The sequence below is a fragment of the Pseudoclavibacter sp. RFBB5 genome (genome assembly GCF_002931555.1).
Taxonomy (GTDB): Bacteria; Actinomycetota; Actinomycetes; order Actinomycetales; family Microbacteriaceae; genus Pseudoclavibacter.
The window spans coordinates 908,950-934,005 of sequence record NZ_PSTZ01000007.1 but is presented as its reverse complement, the minus strand read 5'-3'; the positions used below and the strand labels follow the sequence as shown (position 1 = coordinate 934,005).

At 68.1% G+C, this 25,056-nt stretch carries 25 protein-coding genes; 14 read left to right on the top strand and 11 right to left on the bottom strand.

From position 1 onward, the window contains the following. Window positions 1-38: 38 nt before the first annotated feature. From C5B97_RS12350 to C5B97_RS12325, 6 genes are all read left to right on the top strand, one after another. Window positions 39-1,832, top strand: a complete 1,794-nt coding sequence (locus tag C5B97_RS12350; protein WP_104312301.1) for an ABC transporter ATP-binding protein — start codon at window positions 39-41, stop codon at window positions 1,830-1,832. 107 nt (window positions 1,833-1,939) lie between these two features. Continuing rightward, window positions 1,940-3,856, top strand: a complete 1,917-nt coding sequence (gene typA / locus C5B97_RS12345) for a translational GTPase TypA (protein WP_179556474.1) — start codon at window positions 1,940-1,942, stop codon at window positions 3,854-3,856. 45 nt (window positions 3,857-3,901) lie between these two features. Further along, window positions 3,902-4,372 carry a hypothetical protein gene (locus C5B97_RS12340; protein ID WP_104312300.1) on the top strand — a complete coding sequence of 157 codons (471 nt, stop codon included), beginning with the start codon at window positions 3,902-3,904 and terminating at the stop codon, window positions 4,370-4,372. Further along, complete coding sequence (gene fdxA, locus C5B97_RS12335) at window positions 4,369-4,695, top strand: ferredoxin (protein ID WP_104253637.1); 327 nt, start codon at window positions 4,369-4,371, stop codon at window positions 4,693-4,695. The genes C5B97_RS12340 and fdxA overlap by 4 nt, the downstream gene beginning before the upstream one ends. Further along, entirely contained in the window at window positions 4,692-5,822 is a 1,131-nt protein-coding gene (gene dapC, locus C5B97_RS12330; RefSeq protein WP_104312299.1) for a succinyldiaminopimelate transaminase, read from the top strand. The genes fdxA and dapC overlap by 4 nt, the downstream gene beginning before the upstream one ends. A 193-nt stretch (window positions 5,823-6,015) precedes the next feature. Next, on the top strand, window positions 6,016-7,287 hold the full coding sequence (locus tag C5B97_RS12325; RefSeq protein WP_258068274.1) for a citrate synthase: 1,272 nt from the start codon (window positions 6,016-6,018) through the stop codon (window positions 7,285-7,287). A gap of 172 nt (window positions 7,288-7,459) precedes the next feature. On the opposite strand, the gene dapD is transcribed toward C5B97_RS12325, so the two are convergent. After that, window positions 7,460-8,443: a 2,3,4,5-tetrahydropyridine-2,6-dicarboxylate N-succinyltransferase gene (dapD, locus tag C5B97_RS12320; protein ID WP_104312297.1), complete on the bottom strand. Its 984-nt coding sequence runs from the start codon at window positions 8,441-8,443 to the stop codon at window positions 7,460-7,462. 76 nt (window positions 8,444-8,519) lie between these two features. Here dapD and dapE point away from each other — a divergent pair, with 76 nt between their 5' ends. From dapE to C5B97_RS12305, 3 genes are all read left to right on the top strand, one after another. Next, complete coding sequence (gene dapE / locus C5B97_RS12315) at window positions 8,520-9,650, top strand: succinyl-diaminopimelate desuccinylase (RefSeq protein ID WP_104312296.1); 1,131 nt, start codon at window positions 8,520-8,522, stop codon at window positions 9,648-9,650. Beyond that, window positions 9,632-10,891, top strand: coding sequence for a hypothetical protein (locus C5B97_RS12310; protein WP_104312295.1), 1,260 nt, complete (start codon window positions 9,632-9,634; stop codon window positions 10,889-10,891). The genes dapE and C5B97_RS12310 overlap by 19 nt, the downstream gene beginning before the upstream one ends. A gap of 353 nt (window positions 10,892-11,244) precedes the next feature. Further along, a complete protein-coding gene (locus tag C5B97_RS12305) occupies window positions 11,245-11,685 on the top strand; it encodes a hypothetical protein (RefSeq protein WP_146080810.1) in 441 nt (146 codons plus the stop codon). Window positions 11,686-11,771: 86 nt separating this feature from the next. Here C5B97_RS12305 and C5B97_RS12300 read toward each other — a convergent pair whose 3' ends face one another. Next, window positions 11,772-12,368 (bottom strand): superoxide dismutase, encoded by a 597-nt coding sequence (locus C5B97_RS12300; RefSeq protein WP_104253631.1) that lies wholly within the window; start codon window positions 12,366-12,368, stop codon window positions 11,772-11,774. Window positions 12,369-12,584: 216 nt separating this feature from the next. Between C5B97_RS12300 and C5B97_RS12295 the strand changes: the two genes are divergently transcribed. Then, window positions 12,585-12,755 carry a DUF3117 domain-containing protein gene (locus C5B97_RS12295; RefSeq protein ID WP_104253630.1) on the top strand — a complete coding sequence of 57 codons (171 nt, stop codon included), beginning with the start codon at window positions 12,585-12,587 and terminating at the stop codon, window positions 12,753-12,755. Between the two features lie 93 nt (window positions 12,756-12,848). Here C5B97_RS12295 and C5B97_RS12290 read toward each other — a convergent pair whose 3' ends face one another. Then, entirely contained in the window at window positions 12,849-13,478 is a 630-nt protein-coding gene (locus C5B97_RS12290) for an O-methyltransferase (RefSeq protein WP_104312293.1), read from the bottom strand. 103 nt (window positions 13,479-13,581) lie between these two features. Between C5B97_RS12290 and C5B97_RS12285 the strand changes: the two genes are divergently transcribed. Further along, window positions 13,582-14,025 (top strand): Sec-independent protein translocase TatB, encoded by a 444-nt coding sequence (locus C5B97_RS12285; protein WP_104312292.1) that lies wholly within the window; start codon window positions 13,582-13,584, stop codon window positions 14,023-14,025. 57 nt (window positions 14,026-14,082) lie between these two features. On the opposite strand, the gene C5B97_RS12280 is transcribed toward C5B97_RS12285, so the two are convergent. From C5B97_RS12280 to C5B97_RS12270, 3 genes are read right to left on the bottom strand one after another with little or no spacing between them, the layout of a single operon-like run. Continuing rightward, window positions 14,083-15,207 carry an Mrp/NBP35 family ATP-binding protein gene (locus C5B97_RS12280; RefSeq protein WP_258068204.1) on the bottom strand — a complete coding sequence of 375 codons (1,125 nt, stop codon included), beginning with the start codon at window positions 15,205-15,207 and terminating at the stop codon, window positions 14,083-14,085. Between the two features lie 5 nt (window positions 15,208-15,212). Next, on the bottom strand, window positions 15,213-15,872 hold the full coding sequence (locus C5B97_RS12275; RefSeq protein ID WP_104312291.1) for a DUF1003 domain-containing protein: 660 nt from the start codon (window positions 15,870-15,872) through the stop codon (window positions 15,213-15,215). Continuing rightward, on the bottom strand, window positions 15,859-17,199 hold the full coding sequence (locus C5B97_RS12270) for a CBS domain-containing protein (RefSeq protein WP_104312612.1): 1,341 nt from the start codon (window positions 17,197-17,199) through the stop codon (window positions 15,859-15,861). The genes C5B97_RS12275 and C5B97_RS12270 overlap by 14 nt, the downstream gene beginning before the upstream one ends. A 96-nt stretch (window positions 17,200-17,295) precedes the next feature. Between C5B97_RS12270 and C5B97_RS12265 the strand changes: the two genes are divergently transcribed. Continuing rightward, complete coding sequence (locus C5B97_RS12265) at window positions 17,296-18,024, top strand: general stress protein (protein ID WP_104312290.1); 729 nt, start codon at window positions 17,296-17,298, stop codon at window positions 18,022-18,024. Window positions 18,025-18,040: 16 nt separating this feature from the next. On the opposite strand, the gene C5B97_RS12260 is transcribed toward C5B97_RS12265, so the two are convergent. Together C5B97_RS12260 and C5B97_RS12255 are read right to left on the bottom strand one after the other, a co-directional pair. Next, window positions 18,041-19,534 carry an aminopeptidase P family protein gene (locus C5B97_RS12260; RefSeq protein WP_258068273.1) on the bottom strand — a complete coding sequence of 498 codons (1,494 nt, stop codon included), beginning with the start codon at window positions 19,532-19,534 and terminating at the stop codon, window positions 18,041-18,043. Between the two features lie 146 nt (window positions 19,535-19,680). Further along, window positions 19,681-20,736, bottom strand: coding sequence for an endonuclease/exonuclease/phosphatase family protein (locus C5B97_RS12255; protein WP_104312611.1), 1,056 nt, complete (start codon window positions 20,734-20,736; stop codon window positions 19,681-19,683). Window positions 20,737-20,822: 86 nt separating this feature from the next. On the opposite strand from C5B97_RS12255, the gene C5B97_RS12250 reads away from it, so the two are divergent. Next, window positions 20,823-21,698 carry a PHP domain-containing protein gene (locus C5B97_RS12250; protein ID WP_104312288.1) on the top strand — a complete coding sequence of 292 codons (876 nt, stop codon included), beginning with the start codon at window positions 20,823-20,825 and terminating at the stop codon, window positions 21,696-21,698. Window positions 21,699-21,825: 127 nt separating this feature from the next. Here C5B97_RS12250 and C5B97_RS12245 read toward each other — a convergent pair whose 3' ends face one another. Next, window positions 21,826-23,316: a DEAD/DEAH box helicase gene (locus tag C5B97_RS12245; protein WP_104312287.1), complete on the bottom strand. Its 1,491-nt coding sequence runs from the start codon at window positions 23,314-23,316 to the stop codon at window positions 21,826-21,828. Window positions 23,317-23,515: 199 nt separating this feature from the next. Between C5B97_RS12245 and C5B97_RS12240 the strand changes: the two genes are divergently transcribed. Then, the gene (locus tag C5B97_RS12240) at window positions 23,516-24,247 is read left to right on the top strand and encodes a ferritin-like fold-containing protein (protein ID WP_179556483.1); all 732 of its coding nucleotides are present in this window, start codon (window positions 23,516-23,518) and stop codon (window positions 24,245-24,247) included. A 121-nt stretch (window positions 24,248-24,368) separates the two neighbouring features. Here C5B97_RS12240 and C5B97_RS12235 read toward each other — a convergent pair whose 3' ends face one another. After that, a complete protein-coding gene (locus tag C5B97_RS12235) occupies window positions 24,369-24,698 on the bottom strand; it encodes a hypothetical protein (protein ID WP_146080809.1) in 330 nt (109 codons plus the stop codon). 9 nt (window positions 24,699-24,707) lie between these two features. Next, the gene (locus C5B97_RS12230) at window positions 24,708-24,932 is read right to left on the bottom strand and encodes a DUF3107 domain-containing protein (protein WP_104253871.1); all 225 of its coding nucleotides are present in this window, start codon (window positions 24,930-24,932) and stop codon (window positions 24,708-24,710) included. Window positions 24,933-25,056: the final 124 nt, after the last annotated feature.

Genomic DNA, 25,056 nt, shown 5'->3' with positions numbered 1-25,056 from the left:
CCACGCACTTCGACCGCAGCCCACCGGGAGGCACGCTCATGAGCACGACTTCACGCAAAGACGACACGACGCCCATCCTCGAGGTGCAGGACCTGAGCGTCGAGTTCTGGGTCGGCGGAGACTGGGTCCCCGCCGCGAAGGACATCAACTACGTGGTCCGGCCGGGCGAGGTGCTCGCCATCGTGGGCGAGTCCGGCTCCGGCAAGTCGGTGTCGTCGATGACGCTGCTTGACCTGCTCCCGAAGAACGGGCGCACGTCCGGGAGCGCGAAGCTCAACGGCACCGAGCTCATCGGCGCCCCGCAGTCGACGCTTCGTCGCGCGCGTGGCAATGACATCGCGGTCATCTTCCAGGAGCCGATGACCGCGCTCAACCCCGTGCTCACGATCGGATTCCAGATCTCCGAGGCCCTGCGCATCCACAACCCGACGATGACGCCGAACGATGCGCGCGAGCGTGCGCTCGAGCTGCTTCGCCTCGTGGAGATGCCGAACCCGGCCAAGGCGTTCGACTCGTACCCGCATCAGCTCTCCGGCGGCCAGCGCCAGCGCGCCATGATCGCGCAGTCCCTGAGCTGCGACCCCGACCTCCTCATCGCGGATGAGCCGACGACAGCGCTCGACGTGACGATCCAGGCCGAGATCCTGGAGCTCATGCGCTCACTCCACGAGCGCCTGAACTCGGCCATCGTCATCATCACGCACGACATGGGCGTCGTCGCCGACATCGCCGACAACGTGATCGTCATGAAGGGTGGAGAGATCGTCGAGCGCGGCACGGTGCGCGAGATCTTCAAGAACCCGCAGCATGCCTACACGAAGACGCTGCTCGACGCCGTGCCGCACCTCGGCACGGGGGAGGCGAGCGGGCTGGACGCGCGCGAGTTCACGGGCGAGCCGGCTCTCGTCGTGCAGAACGCCGACATCGAGTACCCGAAGCAGGGGCGCGTCCCAGCGTTCAAGGCGGTCGAGGACGCGACGTTCGAGATCTACCCTGGCGAGATCGTCAGCGTCGTCGGCGAGTCCGGCTCCGGCAAGACCACGGTCGCGCGAGCGGTCGTCGGCCTGCTGCCGGTCGCGGCTGGCTCCATGAAGCTCAACGGCGTCGAGCTCAACGGCGTCTCCCGGCAGGACCTCGCGAAGGTGCGCCGCGACATCGGCATCGTCTTCCAGGACCCGGGCTCGTCGCTCAACCCCCGCTGGCCCGTCGGGCAGTCGATCGCCGAGCCGCTCATCCTCGAGAAGAAGCTCACGAAGGCCGAGATCGAGGCCCGCGTCGGCGAGCTGCTCGACCAGGTCGAGCTGCCCCGTTCCTTCCGCAACCGCTACCCGAACGAGCTCTCCGGCGGCCAGCGTCAGCGCATCGGCATCGCTCGAGCCCTTGCGCTCGAGCCGAAGCTCCTCGTCGCCGACGAGCCGACGTCGGCACTGGACGTCTCGGTGCAGAAGCGCGTGCTGGAGCTGCTCGTCGAGATCCAGCAGCGCCTGCAGTTCGCGGTGCTCTTCGTGACCCACGACCTCGCCGTCGTGGACCAGCTCGCCAACCGCGTGATCGTCATGAACCACGGCAAGATCGTGGAGCAGGGGCCGACGGACCAGATCCTGCGCGCACCCCAGGATCCGTACACGCAGCGCCTCGTCGCTGCCGTGCCGGTTCCCGACCCTGACGAGCAGGCGATGCGTCGCGAGGAGCGCGCCGCGCTCAAGCGGGCGACGGCCGCTGCGGTAACGAACGAGGTGCTCGGCGACGACATCGTGGTCTCCGACGCGCCGAGCGAGCAGCAGGAGAACGTGCTGCGGGCGGAAGCCGAGGAGCGCGAATCCGGGCAGTGACCCGGTAGAAACTTCGACCAGCGTGAGGCCCATCTCACGCTGGTCGGGAGGCGTGCCCTCCGTGACGTAGGATGAACTGCCCTTTTCTCAAATGAAAGCACCCCTGAATGACTGCTGTGCCTGTCGCCCACCGTTCTGAACTCCGTAACGTCGCCATCGTGGCGCACGTCGACCACGGCAAGACGACCCTCGTCGACGCCATGCTGAAGCAGACGGGCTCGTTTGGCGAGCACGACAGCAACTCGACCGAGGCCCGAGTCATGGACTCGAACGACCTCGAGCGTGAAAAGGGCATCACCATCCTCGCCAAGAACACGGCGATCTCGTACAAGGGGAAGCACGCCACGGATGGCCCGATCACGATCAACGTGATCGACACCCCCGGCCACGCCGACTTCGGCGGTGAGGTCGAGCGCGGCCTGTCGATGGTCGACGGCGTCGTCCTGCTCGTCGACGCGTCCGAGGGTCCCCTCCCGCAGACTCGCTTCGTGCTCCGCAAGGCGCTCGCCGCGAACCTGCCCGTCATCCTCTGCGTCAACAAGACCGACCGTCCCGATGCCCGCATCGACGAGGTCGTCGCCGAGAGCCAGGACCTGCTTCTCGGCCTCGCCTCCGACATGGCCGACGAGGCACCGGATCTCGACATCGACGCGCTGCTCGACCTGCCCGTCCTCTACGCCTCCGGGCGTGCCGGTGCCGCTTCGCACAACCAGCCCGCTGACGGCGAGCTGCCGGACAACGACGACCTCGAGCCCCTCTTCGAGACGATCCTCAAGCACATCCAGCCGCCCGCCTTCGACCCGGAGGCGCCGCTGCAGGCGCACGTGACGAACCTGGACAGCTCGCCGTTCCTCGGGCGTCTCGCTCTGCTGCGCGTCTTCAACGGCACGCTCAAGAAGGGCCAGAACGTGGCCTGGGTCAAGAACGACGGCTCGGTGCACAACGTGCGCATCACGGAGCTGCTCGAGACGAAGGCGCTCGACCGCGTCCCCACCGACTCCGCGGGCCCCGGTGACATCGTCGCCGTCGCCGGCATCCCCGAGATCATGATCGGCGAGACGATCGCCGACCCCGAGGACATCCGCCCGCTCCCCGGCATCACGGTCGACGAGCCGGCCATCTCGATGACGATCGGCACGAACACCTCGCCCATCATGGGCAAGGTCAAGGGCCACAAGCTCACCTCGCGCATGGTCAAGGACCGTCTCGACCGCGAGCTCATCGGCAACGTCTCGATCCGTGTCCTCGACATCGGCCGCCCGGACGCCTGGGAAGTCCAGGGCCGTGGCGAGCTCGCGCTCTCCGTCCTCATCGAGAACATGCGTCGCGAAGGCTTCGAGCTGACCGCCGGCAAGCCGCAGGTCGTCACGAAGATCGTCGACGGCAAGACGCACGAGCCGTACGAGCACCTCACGATCGACTCGCCAGAGGAGCACCTCGGTGCCATCACGCAGCTCCTCGCCGCGCGCAAGGGCCGCATGGAGTCCATGTCGAACCACGGCACCGGCTGGGTGCGCATGGAGTTCGTCATCCCGTCGCGTGGCCTCATCGGCTTCCGCAGCGAGTTCATGACCAGCACACGCGGCACCGGTATCGCCAACGCCATCTCGCACGGCTACGAGCCATGGGCCGGCCCGATCACGACCCGCACGTCGGGCTCGATCGTCGCCGACCGCGCCGGAGTGGCGACGCCGTTCGCGATGATCGCCCTGCAGGAGCGCATGTCGTTCTTCGTGCAGCCGACCGAAGAGGTCTACGAGGGCATGGTCATCGGCGAGAACTCGCGCGCCGACGACATGGACGTCAACGTGACCAAGGAGAAGAAGCTCACGAACATGCGTTCCGCCAACGCGGACACGTTCGAGTCGATGACCCCGTCGCGCCAGCTCACGCTCGAGGAGTGCCTCGAGTTCGCTCGCGAAGACGAGTGCGTCGAGGTCACGCCCGAGAAGATCCGCATCCGCAAGCTGCTCCTCGACGGCAACGCACGTGCACGTGCCACGTCGCGCGCCAAGAAGCAGTAGTCGAACGTGCGAACTCGCACGGTTCGCAGTGAAGATTAAGGTCGTATGACGGAAGTCATCGAACAGCCTGCCGGAGAGCAGCGAACCGGGGAGCGAATCCTCGGGGCGCTGCTCTACGCGCTTTTCGGCCTCATCGTCGGCACGGTCACGACGTTCCTGCACCGCGGTCGCGTCGAGCTCTTCGACACCACGCTCTGGGTCGGTATCGTGCTCGGACTCGCCTGCATCCTGTGCCTCGGCATCGGCCTCCGCATGTACCTCGTCGACCGGTGGATGACCACGGGCTTCGCGGCCGGCATCGTCGCGGCGGTCGGCGCCCTCGGACTCTGGAACCCCGGGTCCAGCGTCGTCGTCGTCGGGGACGCATTCGGCCTCGCGTGGCTGGCGCTCGCATCGCTCATCGCGGCGGCCTGCGCATTCTGGCCGCAGCTCCCGAGCCGTCGGGCGCGAACGACGCCCGTCCGCGACGAGTACGATGGGAGATCGCCCACGAACTTGGAGGAGTCACCCAAGTGACCTACGTCATCGCCCTTCCCTGTGTCGACGTGAAAGACCGGGCCTGCATCGACGAGTGCCCCGTCGACTGCATCTACGAGGGCGACCGGATGCTCTACATCCATCCGGACGAATGCGTCGACTGCGGGGCCTGTGAGCCCGTGTGCCCCGTCGAGGCCATCTACTACGAAGATGACCTGCCCGACGAGTGGAGCGAGTACTACACCGCGAACGTCGACTTCTTCAGCGAGATCGGCTCCCCGGGAGGCGCGGCCAAGGTGGGCGTCATCCATCACGACCACCCCCTCATCGCGGCGCTCGACCCCCAGGGGGACGGCGCGTGACGCTGGGTGAGCTTCCCGACTATCCGTGGGACAACCTCGCGCCGTACGTCGAACGAGCGAAGTCGCATCCTGACGGCGCCGTGGACCTGTCGATCGGCTCGCCGGTCGACCCGACTCCCGAGATCGTGCGGACGGCGCTGCGCGAGCACGCCGACGCGCACTCCTACCCGACGACCATCGGCACCCCTGAGGCGCGGGATGCAGTGGTCGAGTGGTTCGCCAGGAGCCGGGGTGTCACGGGGCTCGGGCGAGCGAACACGATGCTCACGGTGGGCTCGAAGGAGTTCGTCGCCACGGCGGCGTTCTTCCTGCGCCTCGGTGCAGGCGACACCGTCGTCTACCCGGCACGCGCCTACCCCACGTACGAGATCGGCGCCGTCTTCGCTGGGGCGGTGGGGTTCTCAGGGGACGACCCGGCTTCCTGGCCCGCGTCGACGAAGCTCATCTGGCTGAACAGCCCCGGCAATCCGGACGGACGCGTCCTCGGCGTCGACGAGCTCGGGGCCGCGGTCGAACGTGCGCGGGAGCTGGGTGCCATCATCGTGAACGACGAGTGCTACGCCGAACTCGGCTGGGGTGAATGGTCGGGGGAGCGCATCCCGAGCATCCTCGACGATCGGGTCACCGGTGGTGACCTGACGAACATCCTCGCCTGCTCCTCGCTGTCGAAGCGCTCGAACCTCGCCGGATACCGAGCGGCGTACATCGCTGGTGATGCCTCGCTGATCGAGAGACTCCTCGTCGCGCGCAAGCATGCCGGCCTCATCGTGCCGGCTCCTGTGCAGGCGGCGGTCGCGACGGCGCTCGGCGATGACGAGCACGCCAGGGAGCAGTACCACCGCTACCGCCGACGCCGCGAGGTGCTGCTGCCGGCCCTGCAGTCCTGGGGGCTGCGCATCGAGCACAGCGAGGCGGGGCTCTACCTCTGGGGCACGACAGGACATGACTCGTGGACCACGATCGGCGCGCTCGCCGATCTGGGCATCATCGGCGGGCCGGGCGTCTTCTACGGCGACGCCGGAGCCCGGTACGTCCGCATCTCACTCACGGCCACCGATGCGCAGATCGCTGAGGCCGCTCGGCGCCTGATTGCGGCCAATGCTGACCAATCGGTACACGCGCAGTAGACAACAGACAGCACATCGCGGGTTTCATTGTGGATTCGCATAGTCACCTTGTCGACCGATTAGGCTATGAGGACACTGCGCGTTCTGCGTGCTCGCCGGGGAGCATCCCCCACTCGCTCGAGGAGGATCTGTGACTGAACAGCACAAGCAGGCTGAGGCCCACCAGCACGAGGCGGACTCGGCCACCTTCAGGATCGGCGACAGGACCGCGGAGTTCCCAGTCCTGCGCGCCACCGAAGGCGCTGACGCGGTCGACATCTCGACGTTCATGAAGCAGACGGGATACACGACGCTCGACCAGGGCTTCGTCAACACGTCGTCGACCAAGTCCGCCATCACGTACATCGATGGTGCCAACGGCATCCTGCGTTACCGCGGCTATCCGATCGAGGAGCTCGCCTCCAAGTCGAGCTTCCTCGAAGTCGCCTACCTGCTCCTCTACGGTCAGCTCCCCACCGAGTCCGAGTACGAGAGCTTCACGGATCGCATCCGTCATCACACCCTCCTGCACGAGGACCTCAAGCGCTTCTTCACGGCACTGCCGCCGCACGCTCACCCCATGTCGGTGCTCTCCAGCGCGGTCAACGCGCTCTCGACCTACTACGAGGACTCGCTCGACGTCCACAACCCCGAGATGGTCGAGCAGTCGACCATCCGCCTCCTCGCGAAGATCCCGGTCATCGCCGCCTATGCGCACAAGAAGAGCATCGGCCAGGCCTTCCTGTACCCGGACAACTCGCTCGACTTCGTCGACAACTTCCTCAAGCTCAACTTCGGCAACCTCGCCGAGCCGTATGAGGTCAACCCAGTGCTCTCGAAGGCGCTCGAGCGCCTCCTCATCCTGCACGCCGACCACGAGCAGAACGCGTCGACGTCGACGGTCCGCCTCGTCGGGTCGACCGAGGCGAACATGTACTCTTCGATCTCAGCCGGCATCAGCGCGCTCAACGGCCCGCTGCACGGTGGCGCGAACGAGGCAGTCCTGAAGATGCTCGCGCAGATCCAGGAATCGGGCGAGGGCGTCGACCGCTTCGTCGAGCGCGTGAAGAACAAGGAAGACGGCGTCCGCCTCATGGGCTTCGGGCACCGCGTCTACAAGAGCTACGACCCGCGCGCGAAGCTCGTCAAGGAGTCCGCCGACGAGGTGCTCGCCGCCCTCGGCGTCAACGACCCGCTCCTGGAGCTCGCCACGCAGCTCGAGCAGGTCGCGCTCAACGACGACTACTTCAAGGAGCGCAGCCTCTACCCGAACGTCGACTTCTACACGGGCCTCATCTACAAGGCCATGGGGTTCCCCACGCGCATGTTCACGGTGCTCTTCGCCATCGGCCGGCTGCCCGGCTGGCTCGCGCACTGGCGTGAGGCCAACGCCGACGCCAAGACGAAGATCGGTCGCCCGCAGCAGCTGTACACGGGGGAGCCGGAGCGGCACTACCCGGAGAACCGCGGCTTCCAGCTTCTCTGAAGCTGGCCGCGCGACGAAAAGAGAGAGCCGCCGGAACCTGGAAACCCCTGAGAGGGCTTCCGATCCGGCGGCTCGCGCTCTACGCTGAACGAACAAGACACTCCCCGCTCGAGCCGCACGACAGGTGGCCAGCGGGGAGTGTTGTTTCGTCTCCGGGTTGCGGGGGTTGCCGCTAGGCGTGCAGCGCGTCGTTGAGCTGGATGCCAGCCCCCGTGCGGGCCAGAGCCTCGACGGCGCCGTTGAGCGAGTTGCGACGGAACAGCAGGTTGGGCACACCGGAGAGCTCGGCGGCCTTCACCGAGCGGGGCTCGCCGATCTGACCATCGGGGTCGCTCACGCCGATGAGGGAGACCTTCGTGCCGGCCGTGACGTACAGGCCGGCCTCGACGATCGAGTCGTCGCCAAGCGAGATGCCAATGCCGGAGTTCGCGCCCAGCAGTGCGCGCTCGCCGATTCGGATGCGCTCCTTGCCGCCGCCCGAGAGCGTGCCCATGATCGATGCGCCGCCGCCGATGTCGCTGCCGGCGCCGAGGACGACGCCCTGGGAGACGCGGCCCTCGACCATGGAACGGCCGAGCGTGCCCGCGTTGAAGTTGACGAAGCCCTCGTGCATGACGACCGTCCCCGGGGCGAGGTGAGCGCCGAGCCGCACCCGTCCGCCGTCCGCGATGCGCACATCCGCCGGCATGACGTAGTCGAGGAGGCGCGGGAACTTGTCGACGGCGTAGACCTGGATGCCCTCACGCTGGAGGCCTGCGCGCGAGCTCGCCGCGAGCTCGGGGCGCATGGGCCCGACGTTGGTCCACGCGTTGGTCGGCAGGTGGCCGAAGATGCCGTCGAGATTGATGCTGTTGGGCTCGACGATGAGGTGGCTCAGGAGGTGCAGGCGCAGGTAGGCATCGACGACGCTCTCGACGGGACCGTCCAGCTCCACGGTCACCGTGACGGGGCTGACCTGGACCTGGCGACGCTCGTCATCGTAGGCGAGGGCGGCGAAGCTCGCGGGCGAGATGTGCGGGTCTCGGCCCTCTGGCAGGGCGCCGAGCGCGGGTGTCGGGAACCAGGCGTCGAGCACCTGTCCGTCGTTCGTGATGGTGGCGAGGCCGTCGCCCCACGCGGTCCGCGGGTCGTTGGAGGTTGGTGCATCGTTGGTCATGGCTCCAGGCTACCCAGCGAAGGGCTCGCGCGGGCACGAGCGGGCCCGTTCCGGTGGAGGACTTAGGCTTGAGCGCATGTCTTCTCTCGCGAGCGCCGACGCCATCGATCTGACGCGACCTTCGACCGAACTCACGAGGCTGCTGTGCGACATCCCGTCGGTGTCCGGCGACGAGGCGGCGATCGCCGACACGATCGAGGCGGCGCTCTCGCCGTTCGAGCATCTCGAAGTGCTCCGGCTCGGCAACACGATCGTCGCGCGCACGTCGCTTGGTCGCACGCAGCGGGTCGCGATCGCCGGGCACATCGACACGGTTCCGATCAACGAGAACCTCCCGACCCGCAGCGAGGTGCTGACGCCCGAGCAGGCGGCCGCGGACGTGCCGGGCACGCCGGCCGGCGAGTACCTCTGGGGGCGCGGCACCGTCGACATGAAGGCGGGTGTCGCCGTGCAGCTGCGGCTCGCGGCAGAGCTCACGGAACCCGCCGTCGACGTCACCTGGATCTGGTACGACAACGAAGAGGTCGCCTCGGACCTCAACGGCCTCGGTCGGCTCGCCGATGCGCGACCCGACCTGCTTGCGGCGGACTTCGCGATCCTCGGCGAACCCACGAAGGGGGAGGTCGAGGGTGGCTGCAACGGCACGATCCGCGTCGACATCCGCACGAGAGGCAAGCGCGCGCACTCCGCGCGCGCCTGGGTGGGCGAGAACGCCATCCACAGGGCGGCGCCGATCCTCGCGAGGCTCGCAGCGTTCGAGCCGGCCACCGTTCCCGTCGAGGGGCTCGACTACCGGGAGGGGCTCAACGCCGTCCGCATCTCAGGGGGAGTGGCCGGCAACGTCATCCCAGACGAGTGCGTCGTGCATGTCAACTACCGCTTCGCTCCGGACAAGTCGCTCGACGAGGCCGAGGCCAAGCTCCGAGAGTGGTTCGGCGACTTCGAGCTCGACTTCGTGGACCGCTCTCCCGCCGCTCGTCCCGGACTGGACGCACCGCTCGCCCGCGGCTTCCTGGAGGCGGTAGGGGCGGAAGCCAAGCCGAAGTACGGGTGGACGGACGTGGCGCGCTTCTCGGCCCTGGGCATCCCGGCCGTCAACTACGGCCCAGGCGACCCGTTGAAGGCGCACGCGGACGACGAGCGGGTGCTGCTGACCGAGATCACGCGCGTCGAGGAGGGGCTGCGCACGTGGCTGACCTCACGCTAGCCAGGACGGGCCGCGACGACTTCACCGTCGCCGCTGACACACGACCCACCTACTTCTCCTACTACTGGAATCGCCTGCCGCCGCTTGCGCAGGTCGCCATCATCTTCGCCGTCTCCCGCGTCGTGACGACCACGTTCCTGCTGGCGTTCGCATCGCAGCAGCAGGAGACCTGGCAGTCGCCGGCCAAGCCCGACCTGTGGACCTTCTCGAACCTCTGGGACTCCGCCTGGTACGAGCGCATCGCGACGGGGCCGTACGGCTACTCCAGTGACCTGCCGAGGAACGACGTAGGGCAGGTGACCGAGAACGCGTGGGCGTTCATGCCCGTGTACCCCGTGCTCGTCCGCGCGCTGATGCTCGTGACGACGCTCCCCTGGGAGATCGCGTCGGTGCTCGTCGCGACGGCCTTCGGGTTCGGCGCGGCATGGGTCTTCAACCGAACGCTGGCCCTGGTCGTCGACAAGAGCACGACGTCGTTCGCGACGCTGCTCTTCTGCATCGGGCCGACGAGCCCGCTGCTGCAGCTCGGCTATGCGGAGAGCGCGCAGAACTTCTTCGTCGCGCTGCTGCTGTACCTGCTCATCAAGCGCCAGTGGCTCGTCATGCTCCCCGTCATCGTCATCGCGTCCTTCACCCGCCCGACCGGGCTCGCGTGGGCCATGGCGCTCGGCCTGTACTTCCTCGCTCGCTGGTGGATGCATGCCAAGGGCCGGGAGGACTTCCCGAAGCCGGAGGTCATCAAGGTCATGGCGGCCGGTCTGCTCTCGGCGCTCGCCGGCTTCGGCTGGCTCCTCATCGCGTGGGCCGTCACCGGCGTTCCGTCGGCCTACATCGACACTGAGCTGGCCTGGCGCATCCACTACACAGGCCCCATCGAGCTCGTGCCATTCACCGGCTGGTTCCACGGTGCGACGTTCTGGTTCGGGCAGCCGATCGGTGCCATCATCGTCGTCCTGTTCGTCGTCGTCGTGCTCGGCGTCATCGCGCTCCCGGTCATGCGAAGGCTCGGCATCGAGATCAGGATCTGGCTGCTCAGCTACTTCACATACCTGTTCGCCGTGTTCTTCCCGCAGTCGAGCACCTTCCGTCTGCTCATGCCGATGTTCCCCGTCCTCGGCGCGGTCGCCATCCCCAAGTCACCGCTCTACCGGGTCGGTGTGGTCGTCGTCATGCTCGTCGGCCAGCTGGTCTGGCTGTACATCTGCTGGTACACCGTGGAGGGTGACTGGACCCCGGCTTAGCCCGGTCCAAAACGTCACCGTTCCGTGGCCGGAGCGTTATCGTTTCCGGCATAGAAAACCCTGGTGAACCCCTACATTGAGTGCAGGCAACAGCGCCGACGCAGCAGCGTCGACAGAACACAGGGGAGCAGGACATGGAACGACTCGGGGCGGGGCGGATCGCAGTAATCGCGGCGGTCGGGATGCTGGCACTTTCGGGGTGTCAGGCGACACCGGGGGAGGCGGGCCCCACGACCACGTCGTCACCCACCGCTCCCTCCTCGGCGACGCCCGAGGAGACGGAGCAGCCCGCTGCGGTTTGGGCTGTCGCTTCGATCGACTCAGCGGATCAGTGCGACCAGTTCACTGAGGCCATGAAAGGCGAGCTGTTGGCTCCTGAGGTCGTGACGTTCCGGTCCATCTTCTTCGGGCAGCAGGGGGACGAGTTCGTCCAGCTCGGGGATGCAAGTGACAATGTCTGCAGCTGGACGCCGGTGAAGTCTGCCGAGCAGAAGTGGCGTGAGACGTCGCTGCACATCGCGACTATTCCCGCGAGCGAGGATTTCGACGCGGCCTCGACGTTTGACGAGTTCGAGAGCTCGGCCGAGGGGCAGAGTCTCGGGACCTCCACGTACGCGTCAGAGCCGCTTGGGGCTGGCACCGTCTACAAGCTCGAAGACGTCGTGCACGGAGAGACGGTCAATGCGGATATCTGCCACTACGTCGAGGACAGGACCGTCGTGACGATCACGCGCGAGACCGACGGGCAGTGCGTCGCGGCCCTCGAGCGGGCCGTCGCCGTCGCCAAGGGCTGACCTGCTCGCCCGAGCCCGCAGACAGCGATCGCCGCATCCAGCACGGATGCGGCAATCGTCGTCTGCGGGTCGCCCCGCTGGTTGAGCTAGGAGCGTGCGGCGTCGAGGCGCTCGCCGACGTTCTTCCAGTTCACGATGTTCCAGAACGCCTTGATGTAGTCGGCACGGACATTCTGGTAGTCGAGGTAGTAGGCGTGCTCCCACACGTCGAGCTGGAGGAGCGGCGTGACCCCGAACGGGATGTTGCCCTGCTGGTCGAACAGCTGGAACGTCGTCAGGTTGCCGCCGGTCTGGTCGTAGCCGAGCACCGCCCAGCCGGAACCCTGGACGCCGAGGGCCACCGCGGTGAACTGCGCCTGGAACTTTTCGAGTCCGCCGAACTGCTCGTCGATGGCGTCCTTGATGCCACCCTCGGGCTCGCCGCCCTCGGGGGAGAGGTTGGTCCAGAACACGCTGTGGTTGACGTGCCCGCCGAGGTTGAAGGCGAGGTCCTTCTCGAGCTTGTTGATGTTCGCGAGGTTGCCGCTGTCTCGCGCCTCGGCGATCTGCTCGAGGGCCGTGTTCGCACCCTTGACGTACGTCGCGTGGTGCTTGTCGTGGTGCAGCTCCATGATGCGAGCTGAGATGTGGGGCTCGAGTGCCGCGTAGTCGTATGGAAGGTCGGGAAGCGTGTATTCAGCCACGGAAAGTCCTTTCGATCATCTGGCAAGAGCAGGAGGCGTCGTCGACGCCAACGCCTTTCGACGCTACACCTCGCTTCTGGTCGTTCCCCCGTCGATTCCCCGCAAGTCTGCGTGCATCCAGAACACGACTTTTCACATTCCGGAGGGCCGAATGCACACTCCGTCCACGAATTTGGGATACTAGGAGGACACTGCACAAATCTTGGAGGCGCAATTATGGCCGCGATGAAACCGCGTACTGGTGACGGACCTATGGAAGCCATCCGCGAAACACGGCTGATCATCGTCCGTGTACCCCTCGAGGGTGGCGGGCGCCTCGTGGTGTCCGTCAACGACGACGAAGCACGCGAGCTTCGCGATGCGCTGAGCTCGGTCGTCGGCGAATAGCCGTTCCGCACGAAGCAGAAGGGCGTCGACCATTCGGTCGGCGCCCTTCTGCTGTGCCTGCTCGTCTGCTGTGCCTGCTCGGGGTCCTCTTGTCTAGCGCAGCTTCGTGAGCTGCAGGATCCCGCCGTCAAGAGGCAGGAGTGAGAGCCGCAGGTCGTCTTGCAGGTCGAACTCGGCGTAGAGCGCGCGGAGGCCGCTCGTCAGCGCATCGCGGCGGGCCGGCGATGCCACCTTGCCGCCATTGAGCGCGCCGAGTGCCACGATCGTGCCGCCCGGGCGGATGAGCCGGAGTCCGTGCTGCAGGTGAGCGCCGATGTGCGCCACGTCGCCGCCGATGACGACGAGGTCGTACCCGCCCTCCGTCATGCGGGGGAGCACGTCCTGCGGGTGGCCCGTGATGAATCGGAGGCTCGCGCCTCGCGCACCCGCCGAGATGAGCAGGCGACGAGCGTGGCCGAGGTACTCGGGCTCGGCATCGATGCAGGTGATCGTCGCGCCGGGCGCGCCGCGCCAGACCGCGTGGGTCAGTACTCCCGCCCCGGTGCCGATCTCGATGATCGTGGATGCGCCGGTGGCGGCGGCGAGGAACGTCAGGTGGGCGGCGGCTGCCGCCGAGGGGAGCGGGAGTCCGAGTTCGAGCGTCAGCTGACGAGCATCCCGGACGAGGGCATCGTCCACGATTCGCTCGTTGATGTAGCGCGAGCTGAGCTCCAGTTCAGACATTCTCCAAGACTAGCGTCGGCCTGGCCCTCGGGGCCCGAATGGGAGTCCCAGCTGGCGTCCCTCGAGTGCCGTGTTGGCGCAGACCAGAGCCTATGATGGGACGGTGTTTGGGCTGACGTTTGAGAAATTGCTGTTGATCGGCATTATCGCGGCCTTCATCATCGGTCCCGACAAGCTCCCGAAAGCTGCCGAGCGTCTCGCTGATGCGGTCAAGTGGCTTCGTGGTGCGTCCACGAACGCCAAGTCGCGCATGAAAGAGGAGATGGGCGACGACTTCGCGGACGTCGACTGGCGCAAGCTCGACCCCAGACAGTACGATCCCCGCCGCATCATCCGCGACGCGCTCCTCGCTGAAGACGAGCCCGTGGCCCCTGAACCTGCTGTCGCGAAGCCGACCTCGACAGGAGCGGCTGCGAGCACCGCGGCGCTGGCCGCTGGAGGAGCCGCCGCCGCGATCGGCGGTGCTTCGCGACCGAGCTGGGCAGCAGGCGCCGCTCCAGCTCCCGCCGTGGTCGGGCCCGTGCCCTTCGACGGCGAGGCGACCTGATCCTGACGCCCTTCGACGCTCACGCGGTCGGGCGCGCTGCATGTCTGCCAGCCCTGTCTAGACGAGCGACACGGGCAGCCTGCGCCCGCTGAGCCCCCTCGGCTGGGTGAGCAGCGCTTCCGCCGCCTGCTGCAGGGCGATGCCCGCCGGAGTGGTCGGTGCGTGCCGGAGCAGGGGCGTGCCTGCATCGCCGGACTCGCGCAGAGACTGGCTGACGGGCACTTCGGCGAGCAGCTCGACGGGGGAGCCGTCTTCGCTCAGACGATCAGCGACCGCCCTTCCGCCGCCCTCTCCGAAGAGCGCGACACGCTCACCGTCGGCCGAAGCGAACGGCGACATCGTCTCGATGACGCCGATGACGCGCTGGCCGGTCTTCCTGGCGAGCGCACCCGAGCGCCACGCGACTTCGGCCGCCGCGGCCTGGGGTGTCGTGACGACGACGACCTCGGCTCCCGGCAGCAGCTGTCCGAGGGAGATGGCGATGTCGCCGGTTCCCGGCGGCAGGTCGAGAAGCAGGACGTCGAGGTCGCCGAAGTACACGTCGGTGAGGAACTGCTCGATCGTGCGGTGCAGCATCGGGCCGCGCCACGCGACCACCTGCGCGTCGTCGCCGAGGAACATGCCGATCGAGATGAGCCTGACCCCGTGCGCCTCAGGCGGCACGATCATGTCGCCGACCCGAGTGGGCGAGACATCTTCACCCAACCCGAAGAGACCCGGAATCGAGTATCCGTGCACATCCGCGTCGATGAGGCCCACGCTGAGCCCGCGTCGAGCGAACGCCGCGGCGAGGTTCGCCGTCACCGTCGACTTCCCGACACCGCCCTTGCCGCTCGTCACGGCGATGACACGCGTCAGCGAGTCCTTGCCGAACGGATGCACGCGTCCGGCTCGCGAGCCGCGGAGCCGTTCGGTGAGCGCGGTCCGCTGCTCGCGCGTCATGACGCCCACCACGAGCTCGTAGGGCGCGCCGTCGATGACCGACTCGATCGCAGATCGCACGTCCCGCTCGATCTGGCGGGCAGCAGGACAGCCCACGATCGTGAGGCGGAGCTCGACCTCGAACGACCCGTCCCCGCGCTCGTCGACGCGCTCGATCATGCCGAGCTCGGTCAGCGGTCGACGCAGCTCAGGGTCGCTGACCTCGCCGAGCGCGCCCCAGATGTCCGCAGCGACGGTCACGCCGCTCACACCTGCTCTTCTGCCGACTTTGCCGCGCGCTTCCTGTCCCGGATGGCTTCCGCACGTCGCCTCGCTGAGTCGCTGACCCGCTGCTCTTCGCGCGAGATGGTCTCAGAGCCCTCCTCGTCGGGATCATCGAGGTCCTCGATGTCCTCGAGCAGGGCGCGCAGCTCGGCCCGGATGAAGTCCTTGGAGGCCAGATCCTTGGTCAGGACGCGCAATGCCACGATCTCGCGCGCGAGGTACTCGAGGTCGGCCGAGTTGCGCTCGGCGCGCTGCCGGTCCTGCGCGATCTGCACGCGGTCGCGGTCATCCTGCCGGTTCTGGGCGAGCAGCAGCATGGGGGCCGCGTAGGACGCCTGGAGCGAGAGCATGAGCGTGAGGGCGATGAAGCCGAGGTCGGCGGAGTCGAAGCGCAGCTCTATGGGTGCCATCGAGTTCCACACGACCCAGAAGATGACGAACAGCGACAGACCGACGAGGAAGGCGGGGGTGCCCATGGCTCGGGCGAACGCCTCCATGCCGCGGCCGAACGCATCGCTGCGCTCGTGGTCGCGGTTCTCTGAGTCGTCTCCACGAGCGTCACGCCTCGGCTTCGGGCGCGGCCGACGGAGGTGGAGGCCCTTGACCTTCGGGCGCTCGAGATCGTCTTCACGACGTGCCATGAGTCCTCCGGACCACTGGAGAGTTCGCGGGGGCGGTGACGGCGCGCTTCGTGCCGACACGCTGCGAGACGCGGCTGGGCACGACCTCGCCTTCCGCGTCGACCTGTCGCCAGTCCTCTGGCAGGAGGTGATCGAGGACGTCGTCGATCGTCACGACGCCGACGAGGCGGTGCGCCTCGTCGATGACGGGCAGCGCGACGAGGTCGTAGCTCGCGAGCACACGAGCAACCTCGGCGTCGCGCATCGTCGTCGGCGCTGGCTCCATCTCGCGGTCGAGGATGGTGTCGAGGCGCTCGTGCGGCGGATATCTGAGGAGCCGTTGGAAGTGCACGAGGCCGAGGTACCGGCCGGTCGGCGGCTCGTAGGGGGAGAGGGTCACGAAGACACTGGTCGCGAGAGCAGCCGGGAGGTCCTTCCGGCGGATCAGCACGAGCGCCTCTGCCACCGTGGCGTCCCCGGGGAGGATGACGGGATCGGTGGTCATGAGACCACCAGCGGTGTCCGGTGCGAACTCGAGGAGCATGCGGACCTCTTCCGCCTCCTCCGGGTCCATTCGCTGCAGGAGCGCCTCGCTCTTGACCGCGTCCAGCTTGGCCACGAGATCGGCGGCGTCATCAGGCTGCATCTTGTCGAGCACGTCAGCCGCATGCTCCTCATCGAGCCACTCGATGATCGTCACCTGGTCGGACTCCCGCATCTCCTCGAGCACATCCGCGAGCCGCTCGTCCGGCAGCATGCTCACGACCTCCTTGAGGCGTGCATCCGGCAGATCGAGGAGCGCTGTCGCGAAGTCGCTCGGCTTCATGTCGGAGTGAGCCGTGAGGAACTGGGTCGCCGCCTGCTGCTCACCGAGCGTCACCTCTGGAGTGACCTCGTCCCACGTCGCGAAGCGCGTCGGGCCGGTGCCGAAGAGCTGCTTGCTCTTGCGAGGCAGGCGGACGAACAGCTGGCCCACGTTCCAGTACCCCTGCGCGTCCTCCTCGATCTGGACATCCTCGATGGTGCCAGTCGCCGTCCCGTCGTTGAAGGTCACGGAGCGGTCAGCGAGGTCCGCGAGCACACGCACCTCCTGCCCGTGCTGCACGAACGGGCGCGAGTCGATCTCACCGCTCACGACGATCTGCCCCGAGCCGATCGACTCGACCTGACGGATCGGGATGAAGATGAGTCGCTTGCTCTTCGTCTCGACGACGAGCCCGTTGACGCGCGGGGAGTGCGCTGCGCGGTACTCGACGATGACGTCGCGCACCTTGCCGATGCGGTCGCCGTCCTCGTCGAAGACGGGGCACGCGGAAAGTCGCGCTGTAAAGACCTTGGAGACGCTCACGGGCCAATGGTAGTCGCCCGTGGGGGCTCGCCAGCCGAGAGCGAACATGTGACCGGGCCGCCGCGTTTCCTACTGGCGTGCTGAGAGAATGGCGGCATGACAACCCCAGGCACGACGACACGTGGCGCGCGCAGTCGGTTCCCGAAGGTCCCAGAGGGCGACGTGATCGCGAGCCTCGAGAGCTACGAGGAAGCCCGCGCCGTCGTGGACGGTCTCGCGAAGCAGGACTTCCCGGTCTCGACGGTCTCGATCCTCGGCAGTCACCTGCGCACCGTCGAGCGGGTCACGGGTCGCATGTCGTTCGGCAAGGCGGCGCTCGGTGCTGTCGGCACGGGCGTCATGCTCGGTCTCTTCGTCGGGCTGCTCGTGCTCATCGTCACGCCCGGGGTCGGCTTCGAGACCCTCATCGCGATCCTGCCCGTCGCGATCGGCTTCTCCGTGATCTGGAGTGTCATCGGATACGCGGCGAACCCGCAGCGTCGGCAGTTCACCTCGGTCATGCAGGTCGTCGCGACGCACTTCGACGTCGTCGTGCCGCGGGAGCACGCCGGGAAGGCGCGCGGTCTCCTCGGCACGCAGCAGGCACCTGCCGCTGCGGTGCCAGCCCAGCAGGCGCCGGCTCACGTGCCGCCCGCTGCACCTCCCGCGCAGCAGCCCGGACTCGACGCGCCGGCAACTGACGCGGCGAGCACGGACACCGAAGCTGCCCCCGCAGCGCCCCGCCGCACCTACTCAGAAGCGCAGGCCGAGCTGCGGCGGCTCGAGCGCGAGAAGCGCGCCCAGCAGGCAGACCAGGGACGGCCGGGGCCCAACGGCACGTCCTGAGCCAGCGGCCCCGCCGCTATTCGCCGTGAAGCCTCGCGAACCACGACTCGACATCCGCAACCCTCCGCGGAATGGCTGACGAGAGGTTCTCGGCGCCGTCGGCTGTGACGAGGATGTCGTCCTCGATGCGCACGCCGATGCCCCTGAGCTGCTCTGGCACCGTGAGGTCGTCCGGCTGCAGGTACAGCCCCGGCTCGATCGTGAACACCATGCCCGCCTCGAGCACGCCGTCGAGGTAGAGCTCGCGGCGCGCCTTCGCGCAGTCGTGCACGTCGATGCCGAGGTGATGGCTCGTGCCGTGGACCATGTAGCGGCGGTACAGCTGCTCGGCGGGGTCCGTCTCGCCGACCCCCAGCGGCATGCCGAGCTCCTGCGTGCGCTTGGCGATGACCTCCATCGCCGTGTCATGGATCGTGCGGAACGTGATCCCCGGGCGAACGATCGCGAACGCGGCATCCGCGGCCTCGAGGACGATCTCGTACACGAGGCGCTGCTCCGCGCTGAACCGTCCCGTCACCGGGATCGTCCGCGTGATGTCCGCCGTGAACAGCGAGTCGACCTCGACCCCCGCATCCACGAGGATCAGCTCGCCTGGGCGCACCGCGCCGGAGTTCTTCGTCCAGTGGAGGATGCAGGCGTGGCTCCCGGAGGCCGCGATGGTGTCGTAGCCGACGTCGTTGCCCTCGAGGCGCGCCCGCTGCTGGAAGACGCCCTCCACGATCCGCTCACCGCGCGGATGGGCCGACGCCTGCGCCAGCGCCGCGACGATGTCGTCGAAGCCCGCGGCCGTGGCCGCGACGGCCTCGCGCATCTGGCCGATCTCGTAGGCATCCTTCACAAGCCTGAGCTCGCTGAGGTCCTGGGCGAGGAGGGCGTCGTCGGCGAGGAGCTCATCGAACTCGGCGTCGGGGAGCGACATGGTGCGCCGAGCCTCGTCGACTCGGTCCGTGAGCGCAGCATCGGCCTCGCGAAGCACGAGCGTGCGCGCGTCCGTCACCAGACCGAGCTCGGAGAACTCGGCGAGATCCCGAGCCGCGACGTCGAGGTCGGCGGCGGTCTGCGCGAGCGACGGCCGTGGGCCGATCCAGAATTCGCCGATCTCGGAGTTCGCGTAGAACTCGTCGCTGTCGCGGCCGGCGCGTTCGCGGAAGTACACCGTCGCGTCGTGGCCGTCGTCGACGGGGTCGAGCACCAGGACGGCGCCAGGCTCGGCGTCCGAGCCCCACCCCGTCAGCTGCGAGAAGGCGGAGTGCGCTCGGAAGCGGTAGTCGGTGTCGTTCGAGCGCTGCTTCAGACTCCCCGCTGGGATCACAAGCCGCGCGCCCCGATGACGTGCGGAGATCGCGTCGCGGTGGGCGGCGGCTGTCGGCACCGACACTCGGGCCTCCGGCAGCGGCTCGTCGCGCTCTGCCCAGCCGCGCATGATCTGCGACCGGAACACGTCGCTCTTCGGCGTCGTGCTGCGGTTCTCGTTGGCAGGCGCTTCGACGGCCTGCGCGCCTTCGTCCACGGCCGATGCCGCCTCCGTGGCGGATGCTGTGGCAGGTGCTGTGGCGGACAGGGTGCGGGAGCGGTCGGAGGTAGTCACCCCACCATTGTCGCGCGGAAAACTGGACGACGCGGTCACCGTCGAGGCGCTCTCGACGAGAAGGCGCGTCAGCTCAGCGACGACGGGGAAAGCTGCGCGAACACCGGCCGGTGGTCGCTGCCGGCGTCGTCGCGGGAGACCACCACCTCGAAGCCCGTGACGCTCCACTCCGGCGTCGCCATGACACGGTCGATGTTGGCACCGAGCAGCGGAGACACTCCCGCGGTCCAGGTGCCCACGGCGCCGTTGCCCGTCGCCAGCGCCGCATCCGCGCACGAGCCGAGCTGGCTGGCGCCACTCTCTCCAAGACCCGAGAGGTGGTCGAGCGTCGAGTTGAAGTCGCCGGCGACGATCGTGTTGCTCGTGCACTGCGCCGCGAGCCATTCCAGGTCGGCCTTCCACGCCTCCATGTTGCCCGGCGTCGGCGAGACGGGGTGCGCGGCGATGATCGTGGGGCCGCTGCCGTCGACCGGGACCGCGATGACCGTCGGAAGCGTGCTCGTATCACCGCGGTCGGTGACGACCTCGTAGTCGCCGAGGTCCGGAGAGATGAGGAGCGTCGTCGACGTGGCCTTGTAGTCCTCATCGATGGTCTGGGTGTGCACCCACATGGGTGAGCCGGCCTCGGACATCTGTGCGGCGATCTCCACGCCCAGCTCCTCGGTCGTCTCCGGGAGCACGACGACATCCGCACCGACTTCCACGGCGAGCTCGGCGATCGAGGGGGAGCCGGGAGCGTCGCCGCGCGTGTTCCAGCTCAGGATGTTGATGGACCCCGGCGCGTCGCTCGCGGCGAGGGGAGCACCGAGGCCCCGGTCGAAGAGCACAGCGACCGTCGACGCGACGAACAGCGCGATGACCAGAGCGGTCATCCCGAGGACCGCGCGCGCCTTCCGAGAGGCGAGGACCGGAATGAGCAGGAGCAGGAGGATCGCCGTCGCCCCGATGGCCACGGGCAGCCGGAACGAGATCGCCTGGGCCACCAGCGGCGCGCGCTGCAGGTCGAGCAGCTGCGGCCAGCCGAGGACGATCGCCGCGGCGAGCGCGACCAGCCCGAGGAGGATCCCCGCTGCACGGTGGCCGGCGAGAGAGGAACGTCTGGGGTGTGAAGAGCTGCGCGGCATGACCGCCTCAGCGTAGCCCCAGAGCCGAAGAGAGCCTGGGAGGCGCGTGGCGTTCACTTCCGGACCCCCTGTGATTTGATCGAAGCATGACCCCCTCCGACAAGCCAGGCATCGATCTCCACACCCACTCGGTGGTCTCAGACGGGACCGAGTCGCCCGGTGACGTCGTGCGGCAGGCGGCGAGGGCGGGCCTCGACGTCATCGCCCTCACCGACCACGACACGACGGCAGGCTGGGCGGATGCCAGCGTCGCGGCGCGGGAGACGGGCATGACGCTCATCCCAGGTATCGAGTTCTCCTCCCAGCTGAACCACGCGAGCATTCACGTGCTGGGCTACCTCATCGACCCCGCGAACGAGGTCATGCTGGCGGAGATGCAGCAGGTGCGAGAGTCCAGAGTCTCGCGTGCCGAGCGGATGGTGCAGATGATCGGCGGCGACCACGACCTGGACTGGAACGACGTGCTCGCCGTCACGGAGCCCGGCGCGACGGTCGGCCGTCCGCACATCGCCGATGCGCTGGTGTCCAAGGGCATCGTCGAGAGCCGTGTCGCCGCGTTCGAGACCATCCTGCACTGGAGAGGCGGCTATTACGTCGCGCACTACGCTCCCAGCCCGTTCGACGCCGTCAGGCTCATCCGGAGGGCCGGTGGGGTGCCCGTGCTCGCGCATCCGGGATCGAGGGGAAGGCGGGGAATGGCAGCCGACGTCCTCGAGCAGCTGGTGCAGGCCGGCCTCGGTGGGCTCGAGGTGGGGCACAGGGAGAACGATGCGGAGAGCCGGCGCCTCCTGCTGGACATCGCTGCAGAGCACGACCTCATCGTCACGGGGTCGAGCGACTACCACGGTGCGGGAAAGCCGAACCGACTCGGCGAGAACACGACGGCGCCCGAGCAGCTGGAGCGGATCCTGGAGCAGGCGACGGGCAGCGGTCCAGTGATCGGCGGAGCTACCCCGCTCTGACCAGCCTGAGATCGGCGACGGGCGGCGGCGTCGCCGGGGAGGCGAACGGCGCCGAGCTGGTGCTCGGCGCCGTCTGCATTCGTGCAGCGATCAGCTCGGCGCGCCGCGGATGCCCGCTGAGCTGCGACTACTCGCTGGGCTGCGACTCCTGGCGAGAGGCGCCTGACTCGCTGCCGGCTCCACCGCCGCGACGACGGCGACGTCGCCGAGCGGGGCGTTCTGCCCCGGCCTCGGCGGCAGGCTGCTCTCCGGACGCGGCCTGCGCTGCCGGCGCCTGGCCTTCCGGAGCGGCGCTCGAGTCGTCGCTGCGGCGACGCGAGCGTGAACGTGCGGGCCGCTCCGACGAGCCTCGCGTCGAAGAGCCGCCGCGTTCGCTGCGTTCGTTGCGCTCACTCGAGCTGTGGCGGCTGCCGGGCGACTGCACCTCGCGCTTCGGCGCGGCGATGCGCCCCTTCGTGCCTTCCGGGATGCGCATGTCGGCGTAGAAGTGCGGGGAGGAGGAGTACGTCTCGACGGGCTCCTCCGCTCCGAGCTCGAGCGCCTTCGAGATGAGCGCCCACTTGTGCAGGTCGTCCCAGTCGATGAAGGTCACGGCGATGCCCGTGTTGCCGGCACGACCCGTGCGGCCCACACGGTGCAGGTAGGCCTTCTCATCCTCCGGGATCGTGTGGTTGATGACGTGCGACACGTCGTCGACGTCGATGCCCCGAGCCGCGACGTCGGTCGCGATGAGCACGTCCTTCTTGCCGGCCTTGAACGCCGCCATGGCACGCTCACGCTGCTCCTGGTTGAGGTCGCCGTGGACGGCGGCGGCTTTGAAGCCACGGTCGGTGAGCTCCTCCATGAGCTTTGCCGCTGCGCGCTTGGTGCGCGTGAAGATGACGGTCTTCCCGCGGCCCTCTGCCTGCAGGATGCGGGCGATCATCTCGTCCTTGTCGAGCGGGTGGGCGCGGTAGATGACGTGCTCGATGTTCGCCTGCGTGATGCCCTCATCCGGGTCGGTCGCGCGGATGTGGATCGGCTTCGTCATGAAGCGGCGGGCGAGGGCGACGATCGGCCCGGGCATCGTCGCGGAGAAGAGCATGGTGTGGCGGGTCGCCGGCGTCTGCGCGAAGAGGCGCTCGATGTCGGAGAGGAAGCCGAGGTCGAGCATCTTGTCGGCCTCGTCGAGCACCATCTCGCGCACGTTGGAGAGGTTGAGCATGCGCTGCTGCGCGAGGTCGAGGAGACGGCCCGGGGTGCCGACGACGATCTGGGCGCCGGCCTTGAGCTGCTCGATCTGGCCCTCGTACGCCTTGCCGCCGTAGATCGGGACGACGGTCGTGGTGCGACCGGAGACGGCGATCTCGAGGTCTTCGTAGACCTGGACCGCGAGCTCGCGGGTGGGCACGACGACCAGCGCCTGCACGCCATGGGCGGGGTCGAGGCCGAGGCGCTGGATGAGGGGGAGGCCGAAGCCGAAGGTCTTGCCAGTGCCGGTCTTGGCCTGGCCGATGATGTCCTGCCCGCTCAGCGCGAGAGGAATCGTCTGCTCCTGGATGGGGAACGGCTCGGTGATGCCGTGTCCCTCGAGGGCCGAGACGATGTCGGCATCGATGGAAAGGTCGGAGAACTTCACGAGTGAAACGCCCTGTCTGCAGTTGTGGGATGCGCCCGGGAAGTCGAAGGGCGCCGAACGGCCGCGGTCGCGGCATCGCCACAGTCTAGCGAATAGCTGCTTTCTGGTCCTCCGGACATCGGCGGGTACCGAGATCGCCTGACTCGGACCGGCCAGGAGCTGCACCAGGACGGACTCGTCTGGCGCATAGGATGTGCGTGTGAAGCCAGTATTCGGAAGGCGCAGCGGAGACCGATCCCAGGACGACGCAGCCCCGGCATCCGCGCCGAAGCCAGCAACGTCGCTGGGAGACCTGCTGGTTCCCGTCGACGTGCTTGTCGCGCGCGCCGCGTACCTCGAGCTGCTGCTGTTCCAGGAGCTGTCGGCCATCGTCAACGAAGCGCCCGCGCTCGCCAACAAGCAGCACATCGGAGCGGCCGCCAACGCCGCGCTCGAGCGGCACAGGACCCTGCTCGGCGGTGCAGAGGCCGCGGCGGAGCAGACGTCCATCGCGCGCATCGGCGAGGCTGCCGAGCACTTCTCCGGCTACCCGGAACGAGTGCTCGGGCACGACTGGGCGCAGCGGCTGCTGAGCTGCCACCTCTCGTCCGGCTTCTTCCGCGACTTCTTCGGGGAGGTTGCCGAGCAGGGCGGCGAGCAGTACCGGGCGGCGCTTGCGGCCGTCTTCATCACCGACGAGGAGCGGGATCAGCTGCTGCCGGTGATCGAGGCGGCCATCCACTATGAAGACGGCCTCGGCGACCGACTCGCGATGTGGGGACGCCGCATCGTCGGCGACACCGTGCTCGCGATCAGGCTCGCCCTCGACGTGCCGCTGGGAGCGAGTGGAGATGCCCTCATCCCCGACGGGGAAGCGCAGCTCGAGAAGCTCGCGTCGGTGCTGTACGCCGGTCATTCCCGGCGGATGAACACACTCGGGCTCGCTGCCTGACGGACCTGCACGACCCTGCCCCTGTATCGGGGCACGGCGAAGGCCCCCGGCCCGGCCACTCCAGTCGGAGTGTCGGGACACGGGGGCCTGATCGTCTGCGGCGAGCGGGAGACCGACTCGCCTACGACGTGGTCGTCTGCGCGCGGCCGAGGTGGCTGAGACGGTGCAGCAGGTCGTCGTCATCGTGCTGGCGGCGAGCGCTCAGCGACCAGCCGACGGCGATGGTCACGACCGCGGCGACAACGAGGGTGATGACCCAGATCCAGCCTCCGTCATAGGCGAGCCATGGCGCTGGGCCCTGGAGCCAGGTGAGCGCCTGCCAGGCCACGAGCGCGACGATGCCGCCCAGCGCGGGAAGGAGCACCGTGCCCCGCGTGGCCCGATGGGGTGCCGCGAATTGCACAGCCACACCGAGCAGGATTCCCGCAAGGCCCGCGAACATGAGTTCCATGGTGGTGGTCTAGGCGATGAAGCCGACGCGGCGAGCCTGGTCGCCGGAGAGCTCCACGTAGAGGATGTTCTCTGTCGCGACGAGGTAGGAGCGCGACTTCGAATCGTGCAGCTTCACGATGGCTGCTTCCTTCGCGACTGCCTCTTCGATGATGCGCTCGAAGTCGTCCTTGGTGAGATCGGTCTCGAACGAGAGCTCTCGTGGGGCGTGCTTGATGCCGATGCGAACTTCCACTTGGCGCCTTTCGGATGCGAACGGGTGTCTGGCAAGGCTACCGGCAGGCCGCCGGGCTCGCGCGCATTCGCCTCGTCTTTCGCCGTGGGCGCAACGCGTGCTGGCCACGTCGGACTGCGGCCAT

What these genes read in the sequence shown, in the direction of transcription:
- C5B97_RS12350 (WP_104312301.1), top strand. Translation starts at nt 39, where the DNA reads ATGAGCACGACTTCACGCAAAGACGACACGACGCCCATCCTCGAGGTG.
- typA (WP_179556474.1), top strand. Translation starts at nt 1,940, where the DNA reads ATGACTGCTGTGCCTGTCGCCCACCGTTCTGAACTCCGTAACGTCGCC.
- C5B97_RS12340 (WP_104312300.1), top strand. Translation starts at nt 3,902, where the DNA reads ATGACGGAAGTCATCGAACAGCCTGCCGGAGAGCAGCGAACCGGGGAG.
- dapD (WP_104312297.1), bottom strand. Translation starts at nt 8,443, where the DNA reads ATGACCAACGATGCACCAACCTCCAACGACCCGCGGACCGCGTGGGGC.
- dapE (WP_104312296.1), top strand. Translation starts at nt 8,520, where the DNA reads ATGTCTTCTCTCGCGAGCGCCGACGCCATCGATCTGACGCGACCTTCG.
- C5B97_RS12305 (WP_146080810.1), top strand. Translation starts at nt 11,245, where the DNA reads ATGAAAGGCGAGCTGTTGGCTCCTGAGGTCGTGACGTTCCGGTCCATC.
- C5B97_RS12295 (WP_104253630.1), top strand. Translation starts at nt 12,585, where the DNA reads ATGGCCGCGATGAAACCGCGTACTGGTGACGGACCTATGGAAGCCATC.
- C5B97_RS12290 (WP_104312293.1), bottom strand. Translation starts at nt 13,478, where the DNA reads ATGTCTGAACTGGAGCTCAGCTCGCGCTACATCAACGAGCGAATCGTG.
- C5B97_RS12275 (WP_104312291.1), bottom strand. Translation starts at nt 15,872, where the DNA reads ATGGCACGTCGTGAAGACGATCTCGAGCGCCCGAAGGTCAAGGGCCTC.
- C5B97_RS12265 (WP_104312290.1), top strand. Translation starts at nt 17,296, where the DNA reads ATGACAACCCCAGGCACGACGACACGTGGCGCGCGCAGTCGGTTCCCG.
- C5B97_RS12255 (WP_104312611.1), bottom strand. Translation starts at nt 20,736, where the DNA reads ATGCCGCGCAGCTCTTCACACCCCAGACGTTCCTCTCTCGCCGGCCAC.
- C5B97_RS12250 (WP_104312288.1), top strand. Translation starts at nt 20,823, where the DNA reads ATGACCCCCTCCGACAAGCCAGGCATCGATCTCCACACCCACTCGGTG.
- C5B97_RS12235 (WP_146080809.1), bottom strand. Translation starts at nt 24,698, where the DNA reads ATGGAACTCATGTTCGCGGGCCTTGCGGGAATCCTGCTCGGTGTGGCT.